The following is a 15,064-nucleotide window of genomic DNA, read 5'->3' on the forward strand; positions in this document are numbered from 1 at the left end:
TGACAATGAACAATGTATTGGCTTGTATCGATGGCTCCCCACAGGCCGGGGCCGTTTGCGATTGCGCGGCCTGGGCCAGCCTGCGACTGGACGCGCCACTGACCCTGCTGCATGTGCTCGATCAGCAGCAATATCCGGCGACGGGCAACCTCAGCGGCATCATCGGGCTCGGCAGCCGCGAATACCTGCTGGAAGAGCTTGCCGCGCTGGATGAAAAACGCAGCAAGCTGGCGCTGGAAGAAGGCCGCATGATGCTCGACGCGGCAAAGCAGCGCGTGACCTCTGCCGGCGTGGCGCAGCCCGACGTGCGCCAGCGCCACGGCGACCTGGTAGAAAGTCTGCGCGACTTGGAATCCGACATCCGACTGCTGGTCATTGGTAAGCAGGGCGAAGACAGCAGCAGCGACCTGCAGCACATTGGCAGCCAGCTGGAAAGCGTGATCCGGACCATGCACCGGCCAATCCTGGTGACGCCGTCCAATTTCAACGCGCCGACCAGCGTCATGCTGGCGTTCGATGGCAGTGCCACGTCGCGCAAAGGCGTCGAGATGCTCGCCTCAAGCCCACTGTTCAAGGGCATACCCATCCATCTGGTGATGGTCGGTGCCGACACCACCGACAGCCGCGTGCCGCTGGAATCCGCGCGTGATGCACTTAAGGCCGCAGGGTTCGACGTGCATATCGCGATCCGCGCCGGCGAGGTTGAGCCCGCGCTGCACGCCTACCAGGCCGAGCACGGCATCGGGCTATTGGTGATGGGCGCTTACGGGCATTCGCGGATTCGCCAATTTTTGGTCGGCAGCACCACCACCAGCATGATCCGCTCGACCACCACGCCGTTGCTGCTGCTGCGCTGATATCACCGCTGAGCGGGCGGCCGTTAGGCGCGCCCGCGTCCGCTCATAATGGGCTACTGATACAGATCGGCCCGCGACCAGGGCAGTTCGTGTGAGCCATCCGGCAACGGCTTGCTCGCCAGAATCTGGTGCAGGTTGATCCAGTTACGGCGAAAGCCATACGCACAGCCCGCCAGATACACCCGCCAAATCCGCAGCGCCCGTTCGGGGACCATCTGCTGCGCCTCGTCCAGCCGAGCCTCCAACCGCTCGCTCCAGAACTGCAGCGTGCGGGCGTAGTGCAGCCGCAAACTTTCCACGTCGACGATTTCCAATCCTGATTCGCTGATGCAGGCGCCGATCTTGACCAGATGCGGAAGCTCGCCGTGGGGGAAGACGTAGCGGTCAATGAACTCACCGGCGCCGTGCGCGACGGGTCGGCCGTCGATATAGCGCGAGGTGATGCCGTGGTTCAGCACCAGACCGCCCGGCCGCACCACCTCCGACAGCTTCTGGCAGTACAGCGGCATGTTGGCGTGCCCGACATGCTCGAACATCCCCACACTGACCACCTTGTCGAACTGACCATCAGCAGGCAGATCCCGGTAGTCCAGCAGCTCCAGTTGGACCTGACCTTCAAGCCCCTCCGCAGCGACCCGCTCCCGAGCGAGCTTCAACTGCTCCTGGCTGAGCGTGATACCAAACACCTTGGCGCCGTACTCACGTGCCGCAAAGCGCGCCAGCCCCCCCCAGCCGCAACCGACATCCAGCAGGCGATCGCCGGACTTGAGCCGCAATTTGCGACACAGATGGCGCAGCTTGGCCTGCTGCGCCTGATCGAGGTCTTCCGTCCCGGTCTCGAAATACCCGCAGGAATAGACCATGTCCCGATCCAGCCAGAGCTGATAGAAGGCGTTGGACAGGTCGTAGTGATAGGAAATGGCTTCGGCATCGGTCGTCTTGTCGTGAGCTTCACGCACGGGCAGCGCCGAATGCGCTTCGCCCAACGCACGGCTGATCTCGTCGCCAATACGGATCACTTCTTCAAGCGGGCCGTGAAGATCAACCTTGCCCTCGACATAGGCGCCGCCCAGCAAGGCCAGGCTGGGATGGGCCAGCTGCGGAACCAGACCGGGGTCACGAATCTCCAGCGTCACACTGGGCGAGGGGCCGATGTCGATCTCCTTGCCGTCCCATAGGCGTAGGCGCAACGGTAATTCCAAGTCTCGAAGGGCTGGAAGCAATGTGGCCAACATGCTCGTTCTCCTATCGTCCGCGTGCCTGAAATCCTAGACCAGCTTTTTTCCGCTTGCGCTCAATCGGCCGATGGTTTTTGGCTATGGAGATGATGGACCGAAATGATTCGGACGCTGTTAAGGGTCACGGTTGTTGGAAATGGCGCGGAGTCGGATGCAGTGGGGTTGCAGCCTGTAACGAGAGCGCCAGCGTTAACGGGTTTCGTGTACACCTGTCGCACCCCCACGGCCTGTTTGCCGCGCGAGCAATAAAGAAGGCATAGCGATGACCCATTTCGACTGGCATAGCGATCTGATAACGAACGAAACAGTGGTGACCGCCAGCTATGGAAACACCCAAAACGTACGCCGGTTTATGACCGAGGCGTGCGGGCCCGGTTTCAAGTTCGACCGTGAGTTCATGGGCTGGATAAAGGATGGAACATCCAAAACCATGGGGCAGGTGGCTTGCGAGTGGCTGCGACGTCATGAGCGCTGACGCGCTGCTCGGTTAGTCGATGCTGCGTCGAGGATGGCGGAAGGCAGTGGGAGTCGAACCCACCCGGGAACGGCTGCCGCCCCCAACCGGGTTTGAAGCCCGGCCGCACCACCGGGTGCGATTGCCTTCCTCTAAAACGAGATTAATTCACCAACTTTGTGGAAAGTTTTGGCAAGTGCCGAGATGCTGTGGCCTAGGCTAGTAAAGAATCATCTGCTAGGCGGACCGAGGGTAACAAATTGTCCTAGCGGTGACGAACAGAGGCGCTTAAATGACTCGGATTAGAGCGATCTCACCACTAAAACCTTAAGGTGCTCTACCTGAACGGCTCCGAGCAGAAGGGTTGAAACGCCCAATCTTAACCCCCTGAAGTCTGTGTGATTCTTACCACGGGAGGGAGTAGGATCGAACGCGGATAGTTAAGAACGTGCCCGGTACTGGACGCCCGAACGACAGGGAAAGGACGAGATGAAGGCTGATTGGAACGACGCCCCGGAATACATCACGAGGCACCGACGCAAACGCCGCAGGCTAGCGAAGCTGATCCCTGGACTGATCGGCACACTGATTACGCTCGCGGTTCTCCATACGGCAGGTTCAGCGTTCCTAAAGGGAACGGCACAAAACATTGCCGAAAAGCGCATTCACCCGAAACCAACCGCTGTCGCTGAAATCAGCAGAGCAGAACCTGCCCCTGTCAGGGATTGGGACAAAGTGGTCGAAGAGGTGGCAGCTAGAGGTGCAACGCCTCAGCCGCAACCGGGCCAGCCCCGATCCGACACGGCAGAGACCGTAGTCAGCAAACAGAAGGTCTTTAACGACAGCAACTACACGCCACAGGGCGCGCACAACGTAGTACCTGCTGTTTCAACTTATCAACCCAAAGAGACCCAAGCGCCTCGAAAGAAGCAAGAAATCGTTGTGGTTGGAAAGGAAACTCGGATACGAGATTTTTGCCCCTTCCGTGAAGGGAGCATTGAGCGAAGAAACTGCAAGATGAGTGTGGATCTAAATAGAGCCGATAGAGTTAGATGATTTAAACGTGTGACTAAAAACCGGCGAGTTTATCCTTATTTTGGGGGAGTCATGGACGGATACATCGAGAAGATCGAAAAAATAAAAAACATAGCGGTTTTCAAAGACTTCTCGTGGAATGATGTTGTTAGGGATGGGGGTAACAACATTGCTGAATTTAAGAAGATAAATATAATATACGGGCGAAACTACACTGGTAAAACTACACTTTCCCGTATTGTTAGATCTCTTGAAACAGGGTTGCTGTCTGAAAAATACCCATGGCCGCTTTATAATGTTAAGTTCAATAAGTGTCCGAGTGTCACGCAGAATAATCCCTTAGATCACGGGCAGGTGATTAGGGTTTTCAATGAGGATTTTGTAAGAGAGAATCTGAAATTCATTGTAGATTATTCAAAGAGTATTAATTCGTTCGCAATTTTAGGTGAAGATAACGCCAAGATAGAAAGTGAAATCGCAGATCTAGAATTGACGCTTGGGTCAGCCGATAACCCCGCCTCGCTAGTTGGGAAGGCTTTAAAAGCTGAACTTGATCACACGAAAGCCGTAAGAGATTTTGGCTCTAAACTGGAAACGCTAGAAGCGAAGCTCAAAGATAAATCGAACAAGCCAGGCTTAGGTATAAAACACAATAAGTTTTTCGGTGATGCTAATTACAATGTTGGCAAGATCAGGGAAGATATAAAGGTAGTTGGGTCTGAAAATTATTCTCCAATTAGCCAAGAAAAAATTGGCAGCCACCATAAGCTACTAAGAGAAGACCTTAAGGCTGAGATACGGAGCTTGCCACGGTTCGAGCTTCAATACACTTCAATCGCTACCGCCGCAAAACAGCTATTGGAGCGGGAGATAAAGGCATCAGCGCCATTGGCAGATCTGCTCAGCGATGCCGTTCTAGAGGTTTGGGTAAGAGAGGGTCGAGACCTCCATCAGGACAAAAGGAACACATGCGGTTTCTGTGGCGGAGCGCTACCCCAGGAACTGTGGGAAAAGCTCGACAAGCATTTCAATCAAGAGTCTGAAGAGCTACGCGAAGCGATTAACAAGCTGTTGGCAAAGATAGCAAATGAAAAACAGCGAGCCCCAAGTTTGCTAAGGGTTAGAACGTCTGACTTCTATACCGCATTCCACGGGGAGCTAGATAAGCTTCAAGAGGATTTTGAAAGATATTCGCAAGAATATATCGAGGCTTTAGCTGAAGTTGAAAAGTTGCTTGTAAGTAGGCTGGCCGATATCTACACAAAAATAAGTTTTTCACATGATCTTAAGCCTAGCAATCTTAGCGCGGTGTACTGGTCCTATGAGACATTAGCAGAACGCTCCAATGCTTTCGCTAAGGCATTGAGCAATGAACAAGCTAATGCTCGAAGTGAATTAAGATTGCATGAGGTATATACGTTCACCAAGGACATTAAATATAGTGAAGAGTGTAAGGAGATTGATGCGCTTCGCGATGCGACTGCCATTGCTTTGGCTAGTAAAGAAAGCGCAATAGCAGAGCGGGACCTAATTGTCGGGCAAGTAAAAAAACTCAAGGCTGAGCTAAAAGACGAAAGTAAAGGTGCTGAAAAAGTAAATAATTACTTAAACGACTTTTTCGGTCATAACTCGCTTACCCTGGAAGCCGTTGAGCAGAGGTTTAACGAGTCAGCAACCCACAGGTTCGAAGTCATAAGAAACAAAGAGCGCGCATTTCATCTCAGTGAAGGTGAGTGCAGCCTAATAGCTTTCTGCTATTTTATGGCGAAACTTGATGATTATGAAACTCGAGGGAGTCAGCCTATTATTTGGATTGACGACCCAATTTGTAGCTTAGACTCTAATCATATATTCTTTATATATAGTTTGATACATTCAGATATAGCTAGTCCTGAAAAATACTTGCATGGGGATGAAGTAAAGCAAAGAGATAAATTCAAGCAATTGTTTATATCTACCCATAACCTGGACTTCCTTAAGTATTTGAAGCGCCTTCCTGGCGCAGGTGGTAAAAAACTAGTCAGTATTTTGTTATTGATCGGCTTGGGGAAGAGAGTCGATTAAAGTTAATGCCGAATTATCTAAAAGAATATGTTACGGAATTTAATTACCTTTTTAGTCAGATCCAGGTATGTGCTTCAATAAAGCAAGTCGACGATAAAAACTATACTTCATTCTATAATTTCGGTAACAATGCCCGTAAGTTTTTTGAAATATATCTTTATTACAAATATCCTAACGAGGGCATGACAGACGACACGTTAGTTAAGTTTTTTGGTGATGAAGCTATACCGGCTTCTCTCACAAGCAGGATAAATAATGAATATTCCCATCTTGCGGGAGTGTTTGAGCGAGGTGCTGCACCGACCGAAGTTCCAGAGATGCAGAAAGCAGCATGCGCGATCTTAGCGCGGATCAAATTGAAAGATCCTGAGCAATACTATGCACTAATGGACAGCATCGGAGCCGACGTAGAAGAGGACGTTGTTTAACAACCTAGCGTTCAGGCGTCATGTCGAAAAAGTGTCGAAATCACTATTCAGTAATAGCCAGGTCTAAAACTGCAGGTCGGAAACGCCCAAAATGGGATATAGGCCTAAATAAGCCAATAATTACGGAAGCTGAAACAGGATTTGAAGCCCGGCCGCACCACCGGGTGCGATTGCCTTCCAGCGAGGCCTCGAATGAGGCCTGGACTGGAAATTGATGAGCAGCCTACCTGACCTCCTGCTCCGAGGCCAAGGCGCTGTCGGGTCGCACCTTGCGCTCGTTGCCGAAGCGGCGGGTGAGGCCGATGCGGTCGAAGTGCTCAAGCAACTGAATGCTGCGTTTTCGACCCAGCTGAATCTGGTCGCGAAAGGCGGCGGCGCGGATCACGCCGGATTGGCGTTCCATGTCCAGCACCTGGCTGGCGAGCTGGCGAATGGTCGAGTCGGTGTAGAACAGGTCCTTGACGACCTGTTGCAGCTCGCCGATGCGCGACAGTTTGCGTAACAGGTGCCGGACGCGGTCTTCCTCGACATCCAGCTCCCTGGCCAGGTCGCGTACCCAGGGCGGATCGAAGCGTGCCGCTTCGAGCAGCGGCCAGAGCCGGGCTTTCAGCGCTTCTTCTTCTTCGCTCAGGCGAACACAGTGGCCGGGCAGGTGCAGCCAGGGGCCGCTGGCTTCTATGGTGCCGGCGGCCAGCACGGCTTCCAGCAGCGCCAGGTAGACCGGCCGCTCCAGCTGAGGCAATGCGTAGCGGCGCAGGCGGTCGCGGTCCGGGCCGAGTTCGTCTGGTTGCGTTTCATGGAAGCGCTGCAGGGCGGCAATCAGGCTCTGTTCGAGGTAGTCCCAGGTGCCGCGCTCGAATAGCCGTGGGCCGAGGCGGGTGTTGATCTCCAGTGCCTCGTCCGGCAGTTGCCAGGTATGCCGTGGTCGGTTGAATTGTCGTTCCAGCAAGGCCGGCCCCAAGCCGTTGATGGCGCTCGGTAGCAGTCCTGGCAGGACGTCCTCCAATGTTTCGCCCGCTAATGCGCGCAGCACCGCAAGCCGTGCCTGACGGTGCCGGTTGCGCGGTGGGGCGAAGGGATCGAGTACACGCCCGCCACCGAGGGTGCGTTGGGCCGATTGATCGCGCAGCACGACCCGGTCGCCGTGGACGGCATGTGCCGGCGCGTTCAACAGCAACTGTGCGTGTACATGACCGCCCGGGGCCAGGCATTCGCCTTCCAGCAGGGCGATCCGCCCAGTGACATCCTGGGCGCCGAGGTGGATGTGCACCGGCGTCCAGTGCCGCAGCTCACGGGCTTCGCTGGGCAACAGAGTAAATTCGATATCGATACGTCGGGTGGCGGCTTGCAGTTCTGGTTTTACCAACCAGTCGCCGCGGCTTATGTGGTCCACCGAAAGGCGTTCGCCACTGAGGTTGAGGGCAACGCGCTGGCCAGCATGCGCGTGCTCGGCCTTTTGGTTCTGAGCGTGCAGCCCGCGTACGCGAACGTTTCGTCCGGACGGGCTCAGCGCCAGCTCATCGCCGACCTGAACCTGGCCGGCAAAGGCGGTGCCGGTCACCACGACGCCGGCTCCGGTCACGCTGAAGGCGCGGTCGATGGCGAGACGAAAATGCCCCTCTTGGCGACGTGCCTTGACCTGGGCCGCCTGTTCGATCAGCAGGGCGCGAAGGGCGTCGATGCCCTCGCCGGACACGCTGGACACCGGCAGGATCGGTGCGCCGGCCAGCGGTCCGCCCGCGATCAGCCCTTCGACTTGCAGATGCACCTCGGCGATCCGGCTGCGCTCGACCCTGTCGATCTTGGTCAGTGCCACGAGCGCGTGGCGGATGCCCAGCAGCTCGATGATAGCCAGATGTTCCCGCGTCTGCGGCATGACGCCGTCATCCGCAGCAACAACCAGCAGGACGCAGTCGATACCGCAGGCGCCCGCGAGCATGTTGTGCACGAATTTTTCGTGGCCGGGTACGTCGATGAAGCCGGTGAGATCCGATTCGCCGAGCGAGGCGTAAAGATAGCCGAGGTCAATGGTAATGCCGCGCAGCCGCTCTTCGCGGCGGCGGTCACCTTCCTGCCCGGTGAGGGCTTTGAGCAGGGCGGTCTTGCCGTGGTCGATGTGGCCGGCGGTGCCAATGATCATGACGCCAGATCCTGTTGCAGGTGCGGCAGCTGCTCCAGCAATGCCGGTTCGTCGTCCAGCTGGCGCAGGTCGAGCCAGAGGGCATCGTCGGCGATCCGGCCGAGAATCGGTATCGGCAGGCAGCGCAGCGCTTCTTCCAGTTGCCGCAAACTGCGCCCGCGCAGACGTCGGGATTGCAGCGGACGAATGCAGAGCGCGGCGCTGGGCAGGCGTGCGACCGGCTGAGCGCCGCTGCCGATCATCCCCAGCGCGTCCGCGACGACCACCTGCCAACTTTCGCCGAGGGCAGTAGCAACGGCTGGTGCGATACGTTCGGCCTGGGCGCGAATGTCATGCTGGGGGCGGCTGAGCAGGCGCAGGCTGGTCAGCCGCTCGCCGAGACGGTCGGGATCACGATAAAGATTGAGCACGGCTTCGAGTGCGGCCAGGGTCAGTTTGTCTACCCGGAGCGCGCGTTTGAGCGGGTTTTTTTTGATCTTCTGGATCAGCTCACGACGACCGACGATCAGCCCTGCCTGCGGTCCGCCGAGCAGCTTGTCGCCGCTGAACGTGACGATGTCCGCACCGTCGCGCAGCGCTTCCTGCACGGTTGGCTCTCGTGGCAGGCCCCAGCGAGACAGGTCAACCAGGCTGCCGCTGCCGAGGTCTTCCAACAGTGGCAGGCCATGCGCGCAGGCGATGGCCGCCAGCTCAGTGGTGGCGACGCTGGCGGTAAAGCCTTGCACGCTGTAGTTGCTGGTATGCACGCGCATCAACAAACCGCTGCGCGGGTTGATCGCGGCTTCGTAATCCTTGGCGTGGGTGCGATTGGTGGTGCCGACTTCGTGCAGCTTCACGCCGGCGCGGGCCATGATGTCCGGGATGCGGAAGGCGCCGCCAATCTCGATCAGCTCGCCGCGAGAGATGATCCCTTCCTTGCGCGCGCCGAGGCTGTTCAGCGCCAGCAATACCGCAGCGGCGTTGTTGTTCACCACCGTGACGGCTTCAGCGCCGGTCAGCTCGCGGATCAGGCCTTCGATGAGGTCATCGCGGTCGCCGCGCTTGCCACTGGCGAGGTCGAACTCGAGGTTCATCGGGTAACGCGCGGCGAGCGTGATGGCTTCGATCGCTTCATCCGGCAGCAGCGCGCGGCCGAGGTTGGTATGCAGCACGGTGCCGGTCAGGTTGAACACACGGCGCACGCGACTGCGATGCTGACTGGCGAGACGTTCGCCGGCGCGGCCAGCGAGCACGGCCTCGGACAACTCCAAGGCGGCCAACTGACCGTGGCGAGCAGGCTCGCGCAGTTCGTCGAGCAAGTCGCGCAGCGTGCCGAGCAGCGCTGCTCGGCCGTAGCGCTGTTGCAGTGGCTCGCACGCAGGCGCACGCAACAGGCGGTCGACCGAAGGCAGGCGAACGCTGCTCATGGTCGGCGATCCGGATTGCTGTGCGCGAGGTAAGCGGCGATGCCGGCGCCAGTGGTATGGCCCGCGCAGCGCCCGGTGTCGAGGTTGCCTGACACGCAGGACTCCATTTGTTTTTAGTCTTTTGCGAGGAGCAATAGACGCTTATATCTGCGCGGGGTTCAGTACGGCCGTTGCGCCTCCTGCCGCTGAAACGAAAGAACCCGGGCAAGCCCGGGTTCTTTTTGTGCCTGTGCGTATCAGGCGTTCTGGCGGATACCCGCGACCAGCCATGGCTGGTTTTCGCCCTGCGCACGCTCCATGCGCCAGCTTTCGCTGAAGGCCTCGCCCTGGTCGAAGCGCGAGCTCTTCGACGTGCCGACGAAGGTAAGGGTGGCGATGGTCTTGTCTGCCTGATCGTCCACACCGTCGAGCTGAACTTGCAGGTCGTCGACGTACGTGGATTGATAGGCGTCGCCGATCTCGGCCCGCTCGCGCTTGAGGAAATCAAGCAATTGCGGCGTGACGAACTCGGCGATCTTGTCCATCTCGTTCGCGTCCCAATGCTGTTGCAGGGACATGAAGTGCTCACGGGCAGCCGCCACGAAGTTCTGTTCGTTGAACCAGGCGGGTGCATTGATCACCGGCGCGGCCGCTACGGGTGCCGCACTGCCACCGAAAATCGACGACTGGGCCGGCTGCGCAGGCATCTCGCGCTGCATCGGTGCATGCCCGGCCATGGCCGGTTGCTGCTGGCGACGGCGCGCGGCGAGGAAGCGGAACAGCAGGAACGCGATACCACCGAAGATCAGGATATCCATGAACTGGATACCTTCGAAGCCGTCACCCATGAACATCGAGGCGAGCAGGCCACCGGCCGCGAGACCGGCCAACGGGCCGAGCCAGCGCGATGCACCGCTTGCGGCGGCAGGGGTCTTGCCTGCTTGAGTGGGAGCCGCCTGGTTTTGCTGGGGCGCCTGGCGGGTCTGATGGCTCGGTGCCGAACCAAAGCTCTTGCCGCCACCGAAGCGCTTGGCGTGGACGTCGAGGCTAAGGGTCAGGCCGATACACAGCGCCATGAAAATGCTGAGCACACGTTGCATTTAGTATTCCCGCTTTTGAGAGGTGGATTCACGAGTTGCATCCTGCCGAGCTGGGCAAGCCTTGACCAGCGGCAGTATGTTACCGACTTTTGCATCGCGCCGTGGCCATGGCCGCGACAGCGCAGGAGCTCGCTATGTACACGCCGTCCGCTTTTCGTCAGAACGATCTTCCAACCTTGCATGCGCTGATTGATCAGGTCCGGCTGGCTGTGCTGGTCAGCCACGGCGAGAGCGGCATCCAGGCGAGCCATCTGCCGCTGCTCTTGATTCCCGAAGAGGGTGAGTTCGGCACGCTGTATGGTCACTTCGCGCGAGGGAATGAGCATTGGCGAACCTTGACGGGAGGCGCCGAGGCGCTGGCGATCTTTCAGGGCGTCGATGCGTATGTCAGCCCGAGCTATTACCCAAGCAAGGCCGAGCACGGAAAAGTCGTACCCACCTGGAACTACACGGCGGTACATGCAAGCGGATGCGTTGAAGTATTCGACGACGCGGATCGGCTGCTGACCTTGGTCAGTCGACTCAGCGACCGGCAGGAAGCTTCGCGTAGCCAACCGTGGGCGGTCAGTGATGCGCCCCGGGACTACATTGACGGATTGCTCAAAGCCATCATCGGCTTCGCGATGCCGATCCAAAAACTCGACGGTCAATGGAAGCTCAGCCAGAACCGCTCGAACGCCGACAGCGAAGGCGTGCGGGAAGGGCTCGCGGCAGCGGATCGCTTGGGCGACAGGCAGACATCTGAAGTCATGAAGCGGCCCGGCTGACTTTCCGGCAAAAAAAACGGAGCCGCCCGGCTCCGTTTTCTCAGGCCTGGCTTACCGCCAGTTATAAAGCTCTTTCTCCGAAATCTCGTGCATCGGCTTGACCTGAGCCTGGAAGGCTTTCATCGATGCCCAGATACGCCCGTTAAGCTCGCTCTGAGCAGCCAGTTCACCGAGCACGGCGTCGGACTGCTCGCGCATCGCGGCCAGTACCTCGTCCGGGAAGCGCTTCAGCTCGGTGCCCTGTTGCTTGAGCTGATCAAGTGCGATGGCGTTGTTGTAGACATAGTCGTCGATCATGTCGCGGCTGGCGGCACCGGCGGCCTCCGTGAGGATTGCGCGCAAGTCCTCGGGCAGGCTGTCGAGGGCCTTCTGGTTGACCAGCAGCTCCAGTACGGCCTGAGGCTCCTGCCAACCGGGGTAGTAGTAGTACTTCGCCGCTTTGTGCAGGCCGAAGGCGAGGTCGTTGTAAGGGCTGACCCAGTCAGTGGCGTCGATCGCGCCCGTCTGCAGCGCGGTGAAGACTTCGCCACCGGGCATGTTGACGGTCGTCGCACCGAGACGGCTCAGCACTTCACCGCCGAGGCCGGGCGTGCGGATCTTCAGGCCCTGGAGGTCCTGTAGCGAGTTGATCTCCTTGTTGAACCAGCCGCCCATCTGCATACCGGTGTTGCCGACGACCATCGGCTTGACGCCGTAAGGCGCGTACGCCTCGTCCCAGAATGCCTGGCCGCCGCCACGGGTCAGCCAGGCGTTCATTTCGCTGGTCGACAGGCCGAACGGCACTGAGGTGAAGAACTGTGCGGTCGGCACCTTGCCCTTCCAGTAATACGCCGCGCCGTGGCCCAGTTCGGCGGTGCCGCGCGAGACGGCGTCGAACACCTCGAGGGCCGGCACCAGCTCGCCGCCAGCATAGACCTTGATGGTCAGGCGGCCGTCGCTCATGGTGTTGACCCGGTCGGCGAGGCGCTGCGCGGCCGTGCCCAGGCCGGGATAGTTCTTCGGCCAGGCGGTGACCATTTTCCAGTTATAGGTTTGCGGCGCTTCGCTGGCCGCAGCCTCTGGCTCCGAGGTGGGTTCAACTTTCTTTTCGTCGTTGCAGCCTGCAAGGCTAAGGGAGGCAAGCAGGGCAGCGGCGGCACCAAACAAGTGACGGCGTTTCATGAATGGCTGTTCCTTTGGCGAATTTTATTAGTATGGGTATAGGTTGACGTATACGTCATAGCGCTTCCAGTTTGGCATAACTGAGCATCAACCACTTGCTCCCTTCATCCTCGAAGTTCACCTGAACGCGCGCTTGAGCTCCGGAACCCTCGAAATTGAGGATGGTGCCTTCGCCGAACAGGGAATGACGCACACGCTGGCCGAGGTTGAATGGGGTTTCTGGCACGTTGGCGCCGTCGAACAGCGAGCCGCCGCTCATGCCCCGGCTGTTGAAGCTGCGGCTGACGGTGTTGCTCAGGCGCACTTCATTGACCAGGGCCGGCGGCAACTCGCGGACGAAGCGCGAGATCTTGTTATAGGTCTCGCTGCCGTACAGGCGCCGGGTTTCAGCGTAGGTGATGATCAGCTGTTGCATGGCCCGCGTGATGCCGACATAGGCCAGGCGGCGTTCTTCTTCAAGTCGGCCGGGCTCTTCGAGGCTCATCTTGTGCGGGAAGAGGCCTTCTTCCATGCCGACCAGGAACACCAGCGGAAACTCCAGGCCCTTGGCGCTGTGCAGGGTCATCAGCTGCACGCTGTCCTCGTGATCGCCGGCTTGTTGCTCGCCGGCCTCCAGCGAGGCGTGATCAAGGAACGCAGCCAGCGGTGTCTGCTCGTCTTCTTCACCTTCGCTGTAGTTGTCGAAGGCGCGCGCAGCGGAAACCAGTTCCTCGAGGTTTTCCACCCGTGCCTGGGCCTTCTCGCCTTTTTCGTCACGGTGATAGGCCAGCAGGCCGGATTGCTCGATAACCAGCTGCGCCATGTTGTGCAGCTGCATGCCTTCGACTTTCAGGGCGAGTGTGTCGATCAGCTCAACGAAGCCGTTCAGCGCGCTGGCGGCACGGCCGGAAACCACCTTGGTGCCAACGGCCTGGTGCAGCGCGGCCCACATCGAGGTTTCCTGCTGGCGCGCGAGCTGACGTAATGCCTCTACCGTTTTTTCGCCGATGCCGCGCGCCGGCACGTTGATCACCCTTTCCAGCGCGGCATCGTTGTCCCGCGCCTGGATCAGGCGCAGGTAGGCCATGGCGTTCTTGATCTCGGCCCGCTCGAAGAAGCGTTGGCCGCCGTAGATCCGGTAAGGAATGCGCTCACGCAGCAGGGCTTCTTCAAGCACACGGGACTGAGCGTTGGAGCGATAGAGAATGGCGATTTCGCTGCGGGTCAGCCCGTCCTTCTTGAGGGCGCTTTCGATGCTTTCGACGACATAGCGCGCTTCGTCGTGTTCGTTGAAGGCCGCGTACAGGCTGATCGGTTCGCCATCGCAGCCCTCGGTCCAGAGCTCCTTGCCCAGCCGGCCCTGATTATTGGCAATCAGCGCATTGGCGGCCTTGAGAATGCAGGCGGTGGAGCGATAGTTCTGTTCCAGGCGAATGGTTTCGGCGTCCTGGAAGTCTTCGCTGAACTGGTGCAGGTTTTCCACCCGCGCGCCGCGCCAGCCGTAGATCGACTGATCGTCATCGCCGACCACCATCAGGCTGTCGCCGCCCTTGGCCAGAAAGCGCAACCAGGCGTACTGGACGGCGTTTGTGTCCTGGAATTCGTCGACGAGGATGTGGCGAAAGCGCCGCTGGTAATGATCGAGCAGGCCCGGGTTGTCGCGCCACAGATCCAGGGCACGCAGCAATAGCTCGGAAAAGTCGATGACCCCGGCGCGTGCACAGGCGTCTTCGTAGGCCTGGTAAATGCTCAGCATGGTCGCCAGGAACAGGTCACCGCTCGCCTGAATGTGCTTCGGCCGCAGACCTTCGTCCTTTTGTCCGTTGATCCACCACTGGGCTTGCCGCGCGGGCCAGCGCTGCTCGTCCAGGCCCAGTTCTCGTATGACGCGCTTGACCAGCCGCTGCTGATCATCGGAGTCGAGAATCTGGAAGTTTTCCGCCAGCTTCGCTTCGCGCCAGTGGGCGCGCAACAGCCGATGTGCCAGCCCGTGGAAGGTGCCAACCCACATGCCTTGCGGGTTGACCTTCATCAGCTGCTCGATGCGATGACGCATCTCGGCCGCGGCCTTGTTGGTAAAGGTCACTGACAGGATCGAGTGCAAGGATGCGCGCTCAACCTGGTGCAGCCACGCGATGCGATGCACCAGCACGCGGGTCTTGCCCGAGCCTGCACCCGCCAGAACCAGTTGGCGGCCTAGTGGCGCGGCCACGGCCTGGCGTTGGGCATCGTTAAGGGAATTCAGGAGAAAGGAGATATCGTCATGCATGCCGCCATTCTATCCGCAAACCGATCCGGCTCGCTCGCGCAACGGACGGGCGCGGCTATACGATCGTCTCGGATATGGCCGCTGTGGGTTGCCGTATGGTTGTGACCTCGGAGGTGGCTGATCCGAAGGCCAGTTCGATGTAAGGCACGCTTGTGTCGGCAATGTTTTGCGCAGCGGTTCTCGTTCG

General features: G+C 58.8%; 12 protein-coding genes and 1 tRNA gene. 6 read left to right on the forward strand and 7 right to left on the reverse strand.

The window, feature by feature from the left end; all coding sequences use genetic code 11:
• Positions 1-5 precede the first annotated feature (5 nt).
• Positions 6-857: a universal stress protein gene (locus tag K4O48_RS01020; protein WP_222910356.1), complete on the forward strand. Its 852-nt coding sequence runs from the start codon at positions 6-8 to the stop codon at positions 855-857.
• Positions 858-910: 53 nt separating this feature from the next.
• Here K4O48_RS01020 and cfaB read toward each other — a convergent pair whose 3' ends face one another.
• Entirely contained in the window at positions 911-2,092 is a 1,182-nt protein-coding gene (gene cfaB, locus K4O48_RS01025) for a C17 cyclopropane fatty acid synthase CfaB (RefSeq protein ID WP_222910357.1), read from the reverse strand.
• 265 nt (positions 2,093-2,357) lie between these two features.
• Between cfaB and K4O48_RS01030 the strand changes: the two genes are divergently transcribed.
• Positions 2,358-2,570: a DUF6434 domain-containing protein gene (locus K4O48_RS01030; RefSeq protein ID WP_222910358.1), complete on the forward strand. Its 213-nt coding sequence runs from the start codon at positions 2,358-2,360 to the stop codon at positions 2,568-2,570.
• A gap of 34 nt (positions 2,571-2,604) precedes the next feature.
• Here K4O48_RS01030 and K4O48_RS01035 read toward each other — a convergent pair.
• A tRNA-Sec gene (locus tag K4O48_RS01035) sits at positions 2,605-2,700 on the reverse strand.
• 338 nt (positions 2,701-3,038) lie between these two features.
• On the opposite strand from K4O48_RS01035, the gene K4O48_RS01040 reads away from it, so the two are divergent.
• From K4O48_RS01040 to K4O48_RS01050, 3 genes are read left to right on the forward strand one after another with little or no spacing between them, the layout of a single operon-like run.
• A complete protein-coding gene (locus K4O48_RS01040) occupies positions 3,039-3,605 on the forward strand; it encodes a hypothetical protein (RefSeq protein WP_222910359.1) in 567 nt (188 codons plus the stop codon).
• A gap of 51 nt (positions 3,606-3,656) precedes the next feature.
• Positions 3,657-5,648: an AAA family ATPase gene (locus K4O48_RS01045; protein ID WP_222910360.1), complete on the forward strand. Its 1,992-nt coding sequence runs from the start codon at positions 3,657-3,659 to the stop codon at positions 5,646-5,648.
• A gap of 5 nt (positions 5,649-5,653) precedes the next feature.
• On the forward strand, positions 5,654-6,076 hold the full coding sequence (locus K4O48_RS01050) for an AAA family ATPase (RefSeq protein WP_260523683.1): 423 nt from the start codon (positions 5,654-5,656) through the stop codon (positions 6,074-6,076).
• 223 nt (positions 6,077-6,299) lie between these two features.
• Here K4O48_RS01050 and selB read toward each other — a convergent pair whose 3' ends face one another.
• From selB to K4O48_RS01065, 3 genes are all read right to left on the reverse strand, one after another.
• Entirely contained in the window at positions 6,300-8,216 is a 1,917-nt protein-coding gene (selB, locus tag K4O48_RS01055; RefSeq protein ID WP_222910361.1) for a selenocysteine-specific translation elongation factor, read from the reverse strand.
• The gene (selA, locus tag K4O48_RS01060; RefSeq protein ID WP_222910362.1) at positions 8,213-9,622 is read right to left on the reverse strand and encodes an L-seryl-tRNA(Sec) selenium transferase; all 1,410 of its coding nucleotides are present in this window, start codon (positions 9,620-9,622) and stop codon (positions 8,213-8,215) included. The genes selB and selA overlap by 4 nt, the downstream gene beginning before the upstream one ends.
• Before the next feature lie 236 nt (positions 9,623-9,858).
• Positions 9,859-10,701, reverse strand: a complete 843-nt coding sequence (locus K4O48_RS01065) for a Tim44 domain-containing protein (protein WP_222910363.1) — start codon at positions 10,699-10,701, stop codon at positions 9,859-9,861.
• Positions 10,702-10,835: 134 nt separating this feature from the next.
• On the opposite strand from K4O48_RS01065, the gene K4O48_RS01070 reads away from it, so the two are divergent.
• Positions 10,836-11,468 (forward strand): FMN-binding negative transcriptional regulator, encoded by a 633-nt coding sequence (locus tag K4O48_RS01070; RefSeq protein WP_222910364.1) that lies wholly within the window; start codon positions 10,836-10,838, stop codon positions 11,466-11,468.
• A gap of 51 nt (positions 11,469-11,519) precedes the next feature.
• On the opposite strand, the gene K4O48_RS01075 is transcribed toward K4O48_RS01070, so the two are convergent.
• Both K4O48_RS01075 and uvrD read right to left on the reverse strand, forming a co-directional pair.
• Positions 11,520-12,629: a TRAP transporter substrate-binding protein gene (locus K4O48_RS01075; protein WP_222910365.1), complete on the reverse strand. Its 1,110-nt coding sequence runs from the start codon at positions 12,627-12,629 to the stop codon at positions 11,520-11,522.
• Between the two features lie 55 nt (positions 12,630-12,684).
• On the reverse strand, positions 12,685-14,877 hold the full coding sequence (gene uvrD, locus K4O48_RS01080) for a DNA helicase II (protein WP_222910366.1): 2,193 nt from the start codon (positions 14,875-14,877) through the stop codon (positions 12,685-12,687).
• Positions 14,878-15,064 lie beyond the last annotated feature (187 nt).

Origin of the sequence: Pseudomonas sp. DNDY-54 (genome assembly GCF_019880365.1) — a bacterium.
Taxonomy (GTDB): Bacteria; Pseudomonadota; Gammaproteobacteria; order Pseudomonadales; family Pseudomonadaceae; genus Stutzerimonas; species Stutzerimonas stutzeri_P.

Bases quoted from the DNA above. Each gene is read 5' to 3' on its own strand.
- K4O48_RS01070 (WP_222910364.1), top strand. From the start codon at position 10,836: ATGTACACGCCGTCCGCTTTTCGTCAGAACGATCTTCCAACCTTGCAT.
- uvrD (WP_222910366.1), bottom strand. From the start codon at position 14,877: ATGCATGACGATATCTCCTTTCTCCTGAATTCCCTTAACGATGCCCAA.
- K4O48_RS01045 (WP_222910360.1), top strand. From the start codon at position 3,657: ATGGACGGATACATCGAGAAGATCGAAAAAATAAAAAACATAGCGGTT.
- cfaB (WP_222910357.1), bottom strand. From the start codon at position 2,092: ATGTTGGCCACATTGCTTCCAGCCCTTCGAGACTTGGAATTACCGTTG.
- K4O48_RS01065 (WP_222910363.1), bottom strand. From the start codon at position 10,701: ATGCAACGTGTGCTCAGCATTTTCATGGCGCTGTGTATCGGCCTGACC.
- K4O48_RS01075 (WP_222910365.1), bottom strand. From the start codon at position 12,629: ATGAAACGCCGTCACTTGTTTGGTGCCGCCGCTGCCCTGCTTGCCTCC.
- K4O48_RS01030 (WP_222910358.1), top strand. From the start codon at position 2,358: ATGACCCATTTCGACTGGCATAGCGATCTGATAACGAACGAAACAGTG.
- K4O48_RS01020 (WP_222910356.1), top strand. From the start codon at position 6: ATGAACAATGTATTGGCTTGTATCGATGGCTCCCCACAGGCCGGGGCC.
- selB (WP_222910361.1), bottom strand. From the start codon at position 8,216: ATGATCATTGGCACCGCCGGCCACATCGACCACGGCAAGACCGCCCTG.
- K4O48_RS01050 (WP_260523683.1), top strand. From the start codon at position 5,654: ATGCCGAATTATCTAAAAGAATATGTTACGGAATTTAATTACCTTTTT.
- K4O48_RS01040 (WP_222910359.1), top strand. From the start codon at position 3,039: ATGAAGGCTGATTGGAACGACGCCCCGGAATACATCACGAGGCACCGA.
- selA (WP_222910362.1), bottom strand. From the start codon at position 9,622: ATGAGCAGCGTTCGCCTGCCTTCGGTCGACCGCCTGTTGCGTGCGCCT.